This window comes from Herbiconiux sp., from assembly GCF_023264895.1.
Lineage (GTDB): Bacteria > Actinomycetota > Actinomycetes > Actinomycetales > Microbacteriaceae > Herbiconiux.
The window spans coordinates 16,764-31,155 of the sequence record NZ_JAHFUY010000049.1 but is presented as its reverse complement, the minus strand read 5'-3'; the positions used below and the strand labels follow the sequence as shown (position 1 = coordinate 31,155).

General features: G+C 70.4%; 6 protein-coding genes. 5 read left to right on the top strand and 1 reads right to left on the bottom strand.

The window, feature by feature from the left end; genetic code table 11:
* Positions 1–2,280, bottom strand: a 2,280-nt coding sequence (locus Q0D57_RS10660) for a hypothetical protein (protein WP_291042954.1), incomplete at its 3' end; no start/stop codon positions are given.
* Between the two features lie 393 nt (positions 2,281–2,673).
* On the opposite strand from Q0D57_RS10660, the gene Q0D57_RS10655 reads away from it, so the two are divergent.
* The 5 genes from Q0D57_RS10655 (at position 2,674) to Q0D57_RS10635 (ending at position 14,347) form a co-directional block, all read left to right on the top strand.
* Positions 2,674–3,375 (top strand): SipW-dependent-type signal peptide-containing protein, encoded by a 702-nt coding sequence (locus Q0D57_RS10655; RefSeq protein ID WP_291042951.1) that lies wholly within the window; start codon positions 2,674–2,676, stop codon positions 3,373–3,375.
* 50 nt (positions 3,376–3,425) lie between these two features.
* On the top strand, positions 3,426–4,010 hold the full coding sequence (locus Q0D57_RS10650) for a signal peptidase I (RefSeq protein ID WP_291042947.1): 585 nt from the start codon (positions 3,426–3,428) through the stop codon (positions 4,008–4,010).
* A gap of 12 nt (positions 4,011–4,022) precedes the next feature.
* Positions 4,023–4,805 carry a hypothetical protein gene (locus tag Q0D57_RS10645; protein ID WP_291042945.1) on the top strand — a complete coding sequence of 261 codons (783 nt, stop codon included), beginning with the start codon at positions 4,023–4,025 and terminating at the stop codon, positions 4,803–4,805.
* 1 nt (position 4,806) lies between these two features.
* Entirely contained in the window at positions 4,807–6,567 is a 1,761-nt protein-coding gene (locus Q0D57_RS10640) for a choice-of-anchor G family protein (protein WP_291042943.1), read from the top strand.
* A gap of 130 nt (positions 6,568–6,697) precedes the next feature.
* Positions 6,698–14,347, top strand: coding sequence for an ExeM/NucH family extracellular endonuclease (locus Q0D57_RS10635; protein WP_291042940.1), 7,650 nt, complete (start codon positions 6,698–6,700; stop codon positions 14,345–14,347).
* Positions 14,348–14,392: the final 45 nt, after the last annotated feature.

The following is a 14,392-nucleotide window of genomic DNA, read 5'->3' as shown; positions in this document are numbered from 1 at the left end:
GCCGGCGACGGGTGCGGGTGCCGCTGCCGGCGTCACGGCGCGCTCGGCGCGCTCGGCGTCAGGAGCTGCATCGCGCTGGCCCTGGTCGATCGCCCCGGCACCCGAGAGCCGTGCCATCCGCTCCTCGTCGATCATCGAGGGCCGCCCGGGCTCGCCGTCGACGCCGCGCTCGGCGACCGCCGCGGTCGCCGCAGCCGCAGCCGCCTCGAACTCGCCCGCCGCGCCGAGGATCTCGGCCTCGCACGCCTGGCGCGAGAACCGGAACAGCCGTTTGTCCGCCATCGTCGCGTCCTCCGAGCCCCGGAACACCTCGAGGGCCTCCTCGATGCGACCGCGCCTGGCCAGCGCCACGGCCCGGAACGACGCCACGATGGGCCGCCAGGCCGCGAACTCGACCCGGTCGAACCGGCGCAGTGCCGCGGCGAGCTCGAGCTCGGCCCGCCGCATGTCCTGCCCGAGCAGGCCGTGCAGCTGCCCGGCCACGATGGTGGCGAGGGTGAGCGCACCGCGGTCGTCGCGCTCGGCGGCCGCGAGGGCCGCCCGGCGCAGGCGGGCCAGCAGGCTCGGCCGGATGGTGCCCGAGAGCATCATCGCGATCGTCTCGAAGGCGATGGCGGCGAGCTCGGCGATCGTGGAGCGAGGTCGTCCCGTCACCGCGTCGCGGTTGGCGTACTCGACCGTCGCGAAGGCCTTCGCGCTCTCGTCGAACCGCCCCAGCTCGGCGAGGGCCGTGCCCGTCACGATGGCGGCCCGCACCCGGGTGAGCGAGCTCACCTGAGGGGTTCCGAGCACCACGGCGGCGTGCTCGAGCGCACGCTCCCATTCCATCTGCAGGCAGGCCGCCTCGGCGCGGCCCTCCGCGATCTCGGCGAGCGCCGCTGCGTCTGAGACGCCTCCCTCAGCGAGCCACTGCTCGATCTCGTCGAAGGAACGGTCTCCGGGCGCCCAGGTCACGAGGGTCGCCCACCACCGCACGAGCCGGCGCAGCACCGCGGGGTCGAGCTCGTCGGCCGAGTGCTTCGTGAGCACCGAGAACGCCTCGGGCATGCGGTGCAGCCGAGTGTAGGCGCGGGATGCCTCGATCAGCAGCGCGGGGCATCCGTCTGTCTCCATGCCCAGTCGCACGTAGGCGAGAGCGAGGTCGGCGCGCCCCCTCGCGTTCGCGCTGCGCGCGGCACGGGAGAGGATGCGGCAGCGCACCTCGTCGGAGACCTCGGCGGGCGCCGGCACCGTGTCGCGCGAGGAGTACCAGGCGGCGGCGATGATCTGGGCGACCGGGGCTCCGGCCGGCTGCCCGGGGGAGGCGAGCGCCCGGCGGGCGATGGCGTCGAGCGCCTCATCGAGCCGGCCGGGCTCGAGCCGCCGCTCGGCCTCGCTGGCGAGGAAGGGGTTGGCGTGCAGGCGCTTGCCGGGGGAGTCGTCGACGTGCACGGCCGAGCGCGAGATGAGCGTGTCGATCCACTCGGCGCGGATGCTCCGCCCGGCATCCGCGAGCGCGATGCCCTGCAACCGCCCGATCAGCGCGAGCGCGAGGCACAGCTCGGGGGTGCACTCAGCGATCGTCGAGGCGAACGCGTCGGAGAGCCGGGAGCCCGGCACGGGCTCGACGGCCGGATCGAGCGGATCGCGGTCGGCGGCCACCAGTGAGGCCGCCTCGACGGCGAGCTCGCGGAGGAGCATGCGCGATCCGCCCGCCCGCACGATGAGCGTGCTGCGGGTGGCCGTGTCGAAGACGTCGTCTCCGACGAACGTGGTGATGAGCTGCTCGGCGGCTCGGGGTTCGAGGGGGTGCAGGTCGTACCGGGCGGCACCGCCCTCGAGCCACAGGTCGGTGATGGCCTCGGGCGTGGCGCAGTCGGAGGCGCCGGCCGGATCGGCGGTCACCGAGAGCAGGGCGCTCACGCGGCCGGTGTAGACCGCGCGGCCGACCAGGCGCAGCGACTCCGCGTCGAGCGCATGCGCGTCGTCGACCACGAGCACGAAGTGCTCGTCGCCCGGTGCGGCATCCCGCTCGAGCGAGGGCAGCCGCGGATCGGCGTTCGCGCGCAGGGCGCCGAGCGCGGTGTCGGTGAGCGGCGCCGCAGCGCGCACCACCGCCGGATCACCCCCGCGAGCCCTCAGCTCCGCGACGATCGCCCTCGAGAAGTGGCTCTTGCCCGAGCCGAGAGCCCCGACCACGATGACGCTGCCACCCGCGTCGAGCCGCTCCACGACCTCGTCGACGTTGCGATCGTCGCCGACGATCGCCTGATTTCCCTCGTCGCTGAAGCGACGCGTCATTCCTGTCACAGTTGACCCCCACGATCAGAGACAGACACCCGATGTTCCGATTGTCCTCGCCGGAGCCGTCGCGACCGAGGGACGCATCGACACCGATGAGGTTCACCCACACTACCGAGCGCTGACGCCCGACATGGGGGTTCTTCGCAATCTGACTACTCAATTGCCGAGACCGCACCTACTGAGGAATACCGATCGGCGCGCCGGCGCACGACCGGTGGCTACCTGGCACTGCCGGTCCCCACTACTCAGCACCACCGACGAACTGCCGAACGGCCACCGGCTTCGTCGTGTGGCCCGCTCCGCCGCCCGTAGCGTCCGTTGCAGATCCGAGATCAGGATCGCCGGCACCGCGCTCGAGCGGCCGGCATCACGAGTGAATGGGGAACCGAGATGGCACTGCACGGCTCGACGGAAAAGGGCTCGATGAAGGTCGGCGAGAAGGGCTCGCGCCGACGCAAGATCTTCGCACTGGGGGCGGCGGGAGCCGTTCTCGGCATCGGCGTGACGGCGACGCTCGCCGCCTGGACCGACACCGAATGGGTGTTCGGCGGTGACGGCGCCGGGGGCCCCGGCATCGGCACGAGCACGTTCGAGGTGCTGCAGAACACGGAGGCGCCGTTCGACGACCCCGCCGCGTGGGTCAACGAGGACGAGAACCCCGGTGGCGAGATCGTGTTCGGGCTCGACGCGCTCGAGCTCTCGCCCGGCGACTCGGTCTACGCCCAGTTCGCGCTGCAGACCTCCGACACGTCGATCGCCGGCGACGTCACCCTGCAGTCGGCGGTCCTGGCGGACATCACGCAGGATGCCGACGCGCAGACCCTCCTCGACGCGCTCGCCGTGCGGGTGGCCACGACCACCGACGTGCTGGAGGACTGCGACGTCGACGCCTTCGGGCTCGGCGCGACGGTCATCGCGGACGGCCCGCTCACCACCACGGGCGGCAGCGCGGCCCAGGACCTGGCCGCCGAAGCCGGAAGCACCCAGTACTACTGCTTCGAGGTGACGCTGCCGGCCGACGCCGACGGCGAGGAGCTGATGGGCCTCGAGGCCGCACCGGCCTGGCAGTTCATCGGCGAGTCGGTCGACTGACGTCCGCTCGAAGCACCTGACCGGATCACCAGACCACCGCGGGGGATGTCATGAGCACCGTTCTGGCACACGGCTCCGGGATCGACGACCCGTCGTCGGATCCCGAGCCCCCCTCGGGATCCACCCGGCGCCGCATCCCGGCGCGTGACGTCGCCGTGACGATCGTGGGATCGATCGGCATGCTCGCGGTGGTCTGGCTCCTGGCGTCGTGGCTGTTCTCGCTCTCGGTGACCGTCTTCATCACCGGATCGATGTCTCCCACGATGCCCACCGGCACCGGTGCGATCGTGCAGTCCGTCTCCGCTGCAGAGCTGCAGGTCGGCGACGTCGTCACGGTCCACCGCCCGGACACCGGAACCCCGGTCACCCACCGCATCGTCGCGATCGACGACGTGGAGGGCTCGCCGGAGTCCCGAGCGCTGACGCTCAAGGGCGACGACAACGCCTACCCCGACCGCGACACCTACGTCGTGGACGAGGTGGGGCGCGTCGTCGCCTCCCTCCCGGGCGTCGGAACGGTCATCATCTGGCTCAAGCACCCGATCGCCATGGGGGCGATCGCGGTGATCGTCGCGGCCATCGCCGCGTGGGCCCTGTGGCCGTCCCGGCAGGGCCGGGCTGCACCACGTCACTGACAGGGGAATCACATGCACCACCCAGCACGGGCAGCGCGTCCGTCACGGGTCGTCACCGGATCGGTCGGACTGCTCTCCGTCGCCGCACTCGCGGCCGGATCGCTGCTCCTCGCCGATGCGGCCCGCGCGGCCTTCATAGACGTCCCGGAGACCGGGCAGCCGGGGCAGCTCGTGCTCTCGGCCGATCCGTATCCCGCCCAGTTCCTCGACATCAGCCCCGGTGAGCCGGCCTACTGGCAGGTGACCGCCCGGCTGGAGGACGCCTCGATCGCCACGCTGAGCCTCGAGCTCCGCAAGGACGGCGAGGTGACCGCGCACCCGCGGGGCATCACCATGACGGTGGACCGCTGCTCGGTGGTCTGGACGGATGTGGACACCACTCCCCGCTGCGCCGACGGACTCGCGAGGGTGACGGTGGCGACGCCGGCCGACGACTACACGACGTCGAGTCCCACCTTCGAGCTGCGCCCCCTGCGCGCGGACCGCCCCGAGCACCTGCTCGTGACGCTCGCGGTGGAGGACAGCGCCGCGGCGATGGCCGATGAGAGCCTGATGGGCCTCACCGGCAGCATGGGCCTCGGGCTCACCGCCACGGCGATCGACGACCGCCCGATCAACCCGATCCGCCCGGCCCGACCAGAACGACCAGGCGGTCCCTTGGCCGACACCGGTCTCGACGGCCAGCTCTCCGGCCTCGCCGCCCTCGGAGCACTCACGGCGGGTCTCCTCGGCCTCGCGCTCGTGGTCTCCCGCGTGCGTAGCCGCCGCACACTCACGAACGACGAGGTGAACTGAGATGCGACGTCTCACGACGACAATCGGACTGCTCTCCACGGCAGCGCTGACCGTGGCGCTCGTGCCCTCGACCATCGCGGCCACGACCGCCTCCTGGCCCGACGAGGAGTGGGTGAACGGCACCGTCGGCACCTCCTCCTTCGACTGCGGCACCGACACCGGCTACGCCTCCACCGCCTTCGGCCGCTTCCTCTCGGGAACCCTCCTCGGCCAGGACCTCGACGGCCTCGCGGCGCTGAACGGCGTGACGCTCGATCAGGCGGCGGACGGCACGCTCGACGTCGACCCGGCCACCGCGATCGACCAGGGCTCGGCCCCGCCGACCGCCACCTACACGAACCCGCTCAACGTCGACCTCCTGAGCGGTGTCGTCGGTCTCGATCTCACGGGCCTGACCACGGGTCTGCCGCTCGGCTCTGCGGGAGCGGTGAACCAGTACGCCCAGGTCTCCGGCTACGGCAGCGGCGCCGGCGCATCCGGCCTCGTGACCGATTCGGGCGGGGTCGGCATCACGCCCACGACGCCCGACAGCGACCTCCCCGAGCCCGCGACCATCGCCCTCAGCACCTTCATCCCCGCTGTCGCCGGTGTGACCGACGCTCAGCTCGAGGTCGGAGCCGTCGCCGCGAGCTCGCAGCTCGACTGGTGCGCCGTGCTCGCCGACGAGATCTGGGGCGTGGGCCCGGCGACCGGATCGGTGCGCGACTACGGTCTCGCGGGCCTCGGCCTCGAGCTCGACAGCCCCCTCGTCGGCGGGCTCACGGGCGCGGTGACCGCCGGGCTGCCGGACATCCAGGCCGCGATCGACTCGCTGCTGGGCACCGACGGTCTCATCTCGGACACGATCGGCGCTGAGCTCGAGGTGCTGCTCGACCCCCTCGTGGCGGCGGGCGTGACCGGGGACGTCTCGCTCTCGGGCCTGGACCTGGCCTCCTCGGTGAGCACGCTGCTCTCGACGCCGTTGACCGACGGTGTGGTCACGATCGATCTCACCTCGCCCGACGGAACCGTCTCGGTGGATCTCGACGAGCTGCTGGGCTACGACGCGAACTCGCTCAACAACCTCGCGCCGAACACCGAGCTGCTGCTGAACGACGACGTCGTCAACGCCCTCGTCACGCGCATCGGAGCGCTGCTGGACGACTGGGTGCAGGACGTCGTCGCCGCGCTCACCGCCGAGATCCGGGAGGCCACGCTGACGATCGATGTCGGCGTGACCGTGAGCATCCTGAACTCGCTGGACGTGGTCGAGGTCACCCTCGACGCCGTCGTCCCGCTCGGCGAGGTCATCGACGGCACGGCGGAGATCACCGTCGACGCGGATGCGCTGGGCCTCGGGTTCATCCTGAATCCCCTCCTCGCCGGTCTCGGTCTGCCCACGGTCACGGATCTCGTGAACCTGGTCATCGCCGACCTGGCTCTCGCCCTGGTCGACCCGCTGATGGATCTCGTGACGGACGTCGCGCTCGGAGCGGTGACGACGCTCGGAGCCACCCTGTCGGGTCTGGTCACCCCGATCGTGACGGCACTGTCCGGGTTCCTCGACTTCCTCCCGGCGGTCGTGTCGCTGCAGGCCAACGTGCAGCCGGACCAGCCGGGCGGGGACGGTGTGTTCGACCCGGCCGATCCCGCCACGCAGTCGAGTGCGCAGTACCTCGTGACCGCGCTCGAGCTGGAGCTGCTCGCGGCGACAGGGCTGCCGGGCGGACTCTCGACGCTGTCGTTCGGGACGGCGTCGGTGGGGCCGATCACGGCTCCGTGACGCCCCCCGAGCGGGTGACATTTCTTCAACAAAGAAGATGTTTACCTGCGCGAAATGTTCACTCTTTTTTCTGTTACCTCGGGCACTTAGCATGACCAGATCCGTGTGATCCGCCAGTTGTAGGAGAGTCATGTCTAAATCCCCCACGAGAACCGTGAAAGCGGCTCTCGCGTCGGTTCTGGGAGGGGCGCTGATCGCAGCGCCCCTCGTCGGAGTCGTGTCGTCCGCGTCCGCCAGTGTCGACGGTACCGGCGTCGTGATCAACGAGGTCTACTCCAAGGGCGGGTCGGCCAACGCCCCGTTCAACAAGAAGTTCGTCGAGCTCTACAACCCGGGTGACAGCGCCGTCTCCCTCGACGGCTGGTCGCTGCAGTACCGCTCCAGTGGCGGCACCGCTGTCGCGAACGGCGTCGCACCCCTCTCGGGCAGCATCGCTCCCGACAGCTACTTCCTGGCTCAGATCAACGGCAACGGCGAGGTGGGTGCGGCTCTGCCGACGCCCGACATCGACCTCGGGGGCGCCCTCAACCCCTCCGGCACCAACGGAACCCTCTACCTGGCCTCGACCACCACGGCGCTGACGCTGCCGGTGGGCGCGGTGGCCACCGGCACCGAGGGCGTCGTCGACCTCATCGGGTTCGGCACCTCCAACACCTTCGAGGGAGCGGTCGTCGCGACCGTCGGCGCCAACGGCGTGCCGAACTCCCTCAACCGCACGGGCTTCGCCGACAGCGACAACAACGCGGCCGACTTCGTGACGAGCGACGCCGTGACCCCGCAGAGCTCCGGCACCGGCGAGCCCGAGCCGACGCCCACGCCGACTCCCACGGACACCCCGGAGCCCACCCCCACGCCCACCGAGACCCCCGCGCCCGGCACCACCACGGCGATCCCGGACATCCAGGGACCCGGATCCGCGAGCCCGATCGTGGGCCAGACCGTCTCGGCGCTCGGCGTCGTGACCGCGGCCTACGGCACCGGCGGCTTCAACGGCTACTACATCCAGGCACCCGGGACCGGCGGCGCGATCGACTTCGCGACCCACACCACCTCCGACGCCATCTTCGTCTACTCGCCCTCGACGGCCGCCTCCGTGCAGGTCGGCGACTACGTCTCGGTGACCGGTGCGGTGAGCGAGTACTTCGACCTCACCCAGATCACGGTCACGAACGCCGCCGGGCTGCAGAAGCTCGACGCGTCGACCGTCGAGGCACCCACGCCCGCCGTGGTCGAGCTGCCGGCCGACGCCACGCAGCGCGAGTCGCTCGAGGGCATGCTCGTCGCGCCCCAGGGCGGCTTCACGGTGAGCAACACCTACAGCACCAACCAGTACGCCGAGATCGGGCTGGCCGCGGGTGACTCCCCGCTGATCACGCCGACCGAGATCGCGCGCCCCGGCTCCGCCGAGTACGACGCCGCGGTGGCCGACAACGCCGCCCGCGCCGTGACGCTCGACGACGGCGCCACCACCAACTTCCTGAGCAACGCCAACAAGGGCATTGCGCTCCCGTTCCTCACCCAGAACCCGGCGATCACCGTCGGCTCCTCGGTGGCGTTCACGGCTCCCGTCATCCTCGACTACCGCAACAGCGCCTGGAAGTTCCAGCCCACCACCCAGCTGACCGCCGAGGGCGCCCTGCCCGCCACCTTCACCGACGTGCGCCAGCCGCAGCCGGAGGACGTGGGCGGCCAGGTGGCCATCGCGAGCTTCAACGTGCTCAACTACTTCACCACCACGGGCGACCAGCTCACCGGCTGCACCTACTACACCGACCGCGCGGGCAACCCGATCACCGTCAACCGGGGCTGCGACGCCCGCGGTGCGGCGAACGCCGAGAACCTCGCCCGCCAGCAGGCCAAGATCGTCGCGGCCATCACCGGCCTCGGCGCCGATGTCGTGGCGCTCGAGGAGATCGAGAACTCGGCCCGCTTCGGCGACGACCGCGACGCGGCCCTCGGCACGCTCGTGGGCGCGCTCAACACGGCCGAGGGCGCCGAGGAGTGGGCCTTCGTGCCTTCTCCGGACGCCTCGTCGCTGCCCGCGAGCGAAGACGTCATCCGCACCGCCTTCATCTACAAGAAGGCCGCCGTGGAGCCCGTCGGCGCCTCGCACGTGCTCGTCGACACGGCGTTCTCCAACGCCCGTGCGCCGCTCGCCCAGGAGTTCAAGGCCGCCGGCGGCAGCGACGACGAGACCTTCATCGCCATCGTGAACCACCTCAAGTCGAAGGGTGACAGCGACCCGCCCGCCACGGGCGACAACGCCAACGGCATCCAGGGCGCCTTCAACGGCGACCGCACCCGCCAGGCCGCGGCCCTGCTCGAGTTCGCCGAAGGGCTCCAGACCGAGCTCGGCACCACCGACGTCTTCCTCATCGGTGACTTCAACTCCTACACGCAGGAGGACCCGTCGGTCGCGATCCAGGAGGCCGGCTACGTCGACCAGGGATCGAAGACCGGCAGCTACACCTACTCCTTCAGCGGCCAGAGCGGATCGCTCGACCACGTCTACGCCTCGGCCTCGGCCGATGCCAAGGTCACGGGCGCGGATGTCTGGAACATCAACTCGGGAGAGTCGATCGCCAAGGAGTACAGCCGGTTCAACTACAACCTGACCGACTTCTACTCGCCCGACGTCTACCGCTCGAGCGACCACGACCCGGTCATCGTCGGCTACGACTTCGCCGCCGCGGCCGAGCCCGTCGACATCAACCTCATCGACATCAACGACTTCCACGGCCGCATCGACGCCAACACGGTGAAGTTCGCCGGAACGGTCGAGCAGCTCAAGGCGGAGAACGAGAACTCGCTGTTCATCTCGAGCGGTGACAACATCGGCGCCTCGCTGTTCGCCTCCGCCACTCAGGACGACCAGCCCACCATCGACGTGCTCAACGCGCTCGGCCTCACCTCGAGCGCCGTGGGCAACCACGAGTTCGACAAGGGCTACGCCGACCTCACCGATCGCGTGATCGGTGCCGACGACGACCGCAACGCCGAATGGGACTACCTGGGCGCCAACGTCTACCTGAAGGGCACGACCACCCCGGCGCTCGACGAGTACACGATCCGCGAGGTCGACGGCCTTCGCGTGGCCATCGTCGGTGCGATCACCGAGGAGACTCCGACCCTGGTATCGCCTGCCGGGGTCGCCGGCCTCGACTTCGGTGACCCGGTCGAGGCGGTCAACCGCGTGACTGCCGCACTCACCGACGGTGACGAGTCCAACGGCGAAGCCGACGTCATCATCGCCTCGTACCACGAGGGCGCCGGTGCCGGTATCGTCGAGGGCTCGACCTTCGAGGAGGAGCTCGCCGAGGGCGGCGTCTTCGCCGACATCGTGAACGAGACCTCGCCCGAGGTCGCAGCCATCTTCACCGGTCACACCCACAAGCAGTACGCCTGGGACGCCCCGATCCCCGGCACCGACGCCACGCGTCCGGTGCTCCAGACCGGCAACTACGGCGAGTTCGTGGGCCAGGTCGTGCTGACGGTCGACGGCGAGACCGGTGACCTCGAGAGCTACACGGCTCGCAATGTCGCTCGCACCACCACGGCCGACGCCGACCTCGTGGCGGCCTACCCGGCCGTGGCCGAGGTCAAGACCATCACGGATGCGGCGCTCGCCGTGGCAGCCGAGATCGGCAACCAGCCCAAGGGCTCGGTGACCGCCGACATCACGACTGCCTTCAACGGCGGCTCCTACGTCGACGGGAAGTACACCGGGGGCGCGCGCGACAACCGCGCGGCGGAGTCGACGCTCGGCAACCTCGTGGCCGACTCGCTTGTCTCCTCGCTCGGTTCGCCCGAGCGAGGCGGTGCCACCATCGGTGTCGTGAACCCGGGCGGCCTGCGTGCCGAGCTCCTGTTCGCGGCCAGCACCGCGGGCAACCCGGCCAACACCGACGGTGTCATCACCTACGCCGAGGCCAATGCGGTGCTGCCGTTCGTGAACAACCTGTGGACGACCTCGCTCACGGGTGCGCAGTTCAAGACGGTGCTCGAGCAGCAGTGGCAGACGGATGCGGCCGGCAACGTCCCGTCCCGTCCGTTCCTGAAGCTCGGTCTCTCCGACAACGTGGAGTACACCTTCGACCCCGCCAGGGCCGCCGGTGACCGCGTGACGGGCATCTGGATCGACGACGCACCTCTCGATCCCGACGCCTCCTACCGGATCGGTTCGTTCAACTTCCTGCTGCAGGGAGGCGACAACTTCCGTGAGTTCGCCAAGGGCTCCGACACCCGTGACTCGGGTCTCGTCGACCGCGACGCGTGGATCTCCTACCTCGAGGCGAACCCGGGCCTCACGCCCGAGTTCGATCGCAAGGCCGTGCAGGTCACCGACGTCACCACCGACGAGCTCGAGCTGGGAGCCGAGTTCTCGGCAACCGTCTCGGGTCTCGACCTCACGTCGCTCGGCAGTCCGCTCAACACCTCGCTCACCGCCACCTGGACCGGTTCCGCCGCCACCTTCGAGCCCATCGCCGTCACCGCCGGCACGGCCGAGGTCACGCTGACCGTCCCGGCCGACGCCCCCTACGGCGCCGGCGAGATCGTGCTCACCGCTCAGCCGAGCGGCACCGAGGTGCGCATCCCGGTGACGGTCGCGGCTCCCGAGCTGCAGGACATCAACCTGATCGATATCAACGACTTCCACGGCCGCATCGACGGCAACACGGTGGAGTTCGCCGGAACTGTCGAGCAGCTCCGCGCGGCGCACGGCGAGGAGAACACGCTGTTCGTCTCAGCGGGCGACAATATCGGTGCCTCGCTCTTCGCCTCGTCGGCGGCCCAGGATCAGCCCACGATCGACGTGCTGAACGCGCTCGGCCTCACCGCGAGCGCCGTGGGCAACCACGAGTTCGACCAGGGCTACGCCGATCTCCGCGACCGCGTGATCGGCGCCGAGGGTGCTCGCAACGCCGAGTGGGACTACCTGGGTGCCAACGTCTACCTCAAGGGCACCACGACCCCGGCGCTCGACGAGTACTCGCTGCAGCAGGTCGGCGACCTCACCGTCGCCGTCATCGGTGCTGTGACGGAGGAGAGCCCGACGCTCGTCTCGCCCGCCGGGGTCGCCGGCCTCGAGTTCGGCGACCCCGTGGAGGCGGTCAACCGCGTCACCGCGACGCTGACCGACGGTGACCAGTCCAACGGAGAGGCCGATGTCGTCATCGCCACCTACCACGAGGGTGCCGGCGCCGGCATCGTCGAGGGCTCGACCGTCGAGGAGGAGCTCGCCGCAGGGGGCGTGTTCGCGAAGATCGTGAACGAGACCTCGCCCGGGGTCGCGGCCATCTTCACGGGCCATACCCACAAGCAGTACTCGTGGGACGCCCCGGTCCCCGGCATCGAGGGCAAGACCCGCCCGGTGCTCCAGACCGGCAACTACGGCGAGAACATCGGCAACGTCGTGCTCTCGGCCGACCCGGCCACGGGTGAGGTGATGAGCTACACGGCTCAGAACGTCGCCCGCACCACGGTCGCCGAGACCGAGCTCGTGTCGACCTACCCCCGGGTGGCGGAGGTCAAGCAGATCACGGATGCGGCCCTCGCGGCGGCAGCGCTGATCGGCAACCAGCCCAAGGGCTCGGTGACCGCCGACATCACGACCGCCTACACGGGCGGCTCGTTCGTCGACGGGAAGTACACCGGCGGCACGCGGGACGACCGCGCGAGCGAGTCGGCCCTCGGTAACCTGATCGCCGACTCCCTCGTCAGCTCGCTGAGCTCCGAGGAGCGCGGCGGTGCCGAGATCGGCGTCGTGAACCCGGGCGGCATCCGTGCCGAGCTGCTGTTCAAGGGCGACACCACCATCAACCCGGCCAACACCGACGGTGTCATCACCTACGCCGAGGCCAATGCGGTGCTGCCGTTCGTGAACAACCTGTGGACGACCTCGCTCACGGGTGCGCAGTTCAAGACGGTGCTCGAGCAGCAGTGGCAGACGGATGCGGCCGGCAACGTCCCGTCCCGTCCGTTCCTGAAGCTCGGTCTCTCCGACAACGTGGAGTACACCTTCGACCCCGCCAGGGCCGCCGGTGACCGCGTGACGGGCATCTGGATCGACGACGCACCTCTCGATCCCGACGCCTCCTACCGGATCGGTTCGTTCAACTTCCTGCTGCAGGGAGGCGACAACTTCCGTGAGTTCGCCAAGGGCTCCGACACCCGTGACTCGGGTCTCGTCGACCGCGACGCGTGGATCTCCTACCTCGAGGCGAACCCGGGCCTCACGCCCGAGTTCGACCGCAAGGCCGTGACGGTGACGAACACCCCCGCCGCTCCGGTGGAGCTCGGTTCCACGGTGACCTTCGACGTGTCGGGTCTCGACCTGACCTCGCAGGGGAGCCCGCAGAACACCACGCTGACCGCATCCTGGACCGGATCGGCCGCGACCTTCGAGCCGATCACCGTCACGAACGGCGCCGCCTCGGTGTCGCTGACCGTGCCGGCCGACGCCTTCGCCGCGAGCGAGATCGTGCTGACCGCCGCCCCCAGCGGCACCAGCGTGATCGTGCCCGTGCAGGTGCTGAACGGCCTGCCCCCCGTGCCCGAGGAGCCGACGATCCCGCCGGTGACCGTGCCGGAGGAGTCGCTGCCCGAAGACGTGAAGGGTGACATCTCGATCGGTGTCGACGTCACGAAGCCCGGCGCGACCGTGAAGGTCTTCGTGGGCGTCGAGCACGCCAACGAGTGGGTCTCGGTGGTCATGTTCTCCGAGCCCCGTCAGCTCGGCGGCTGGCAGCTGGTGGCCCCGGACGGCACCGTCGAGGTGACCATCCCGCAGGATGCCGCATCCGGAGCGCACAAGATCGCCGCGCTCACCGAGACCGGCGAGGTGCTCGGCTGGGTCGAGTTCGAGGTCACCGACCTCGGCATCGAGGTCGACCGCATCGGCGGCGCCGACCGCTACGAGGTCGCGGTGAACACCTCCAAGGAGGGCTTCCCCGAGGGTGCCGACACGGTCTACCTCAGCTCCGGCCAGGTCTTCCCCGACGCCCTCTCCGCGGCTCCCGCCGCGGCGCTGGCCGACGGGCCGATCCTGCTCACCACGGCAGCCACGGTGCCCGCCACGGTGCGTGCCGAGATCGAGCGCCTCGACCCGACGAACATCGTGATCGTCGGTGGCACGAGCTCGGTGAGCAACCGCGTGGTCATCGAGCTCGCCGCTCTCGGAAAGGTCAGCCGCATCGGCGGCGCCGACCGCTACGAGGCCTCGCGCAACGTCGCGGCGCGCACCTTCCCCGACGGAGCCGACGTGGCGGTGCTCGCCACCGGCAGCACCTTCGCCGACGCCCTGTCGGCGGGAGCCGCTGTCGACGGCGCGGGCCCGGTCATCCTGGTGAAGGGCACGGCGGGTCAGCTCGACGAGGCCACCACCCTGCTGCTCGAGGAGCTCGACGTCTCGGAGATCGTGATCGCCGGCGGACCGGCATCGGTCTCGCCCGGCATCGCCTCGGACGCCGGGAAGATCGCCACGACGGTCCGCCTCGGCGGAGCCGACCGCTACGAGGCGTCGCGTTCGATCAACGCGCACTTCTTCGAGTCGGCCGACCGCGTGCTCCTGGCCACCGGCCAGAAGTTCGCCGACGCCCTCACCGGTTCGGCGTTCGGTCCGCGTATCGACGCCCCGCTGTTCACCACCCGTGGTGACTGCGTGCCGGTGGAGACCCTCGATGCGATCCTCGAGCTCGGCGCCACGCGCGTGACGCTGCTCGGCGGTCCGGCCTCGCTCACGGTGGCGGTCGAGGACCTCACCACCTGCGGCGTCGGCTAGCCGACCCGCACCACACCACGGAAGAGCCGTCCGTCCCTCCGGGGC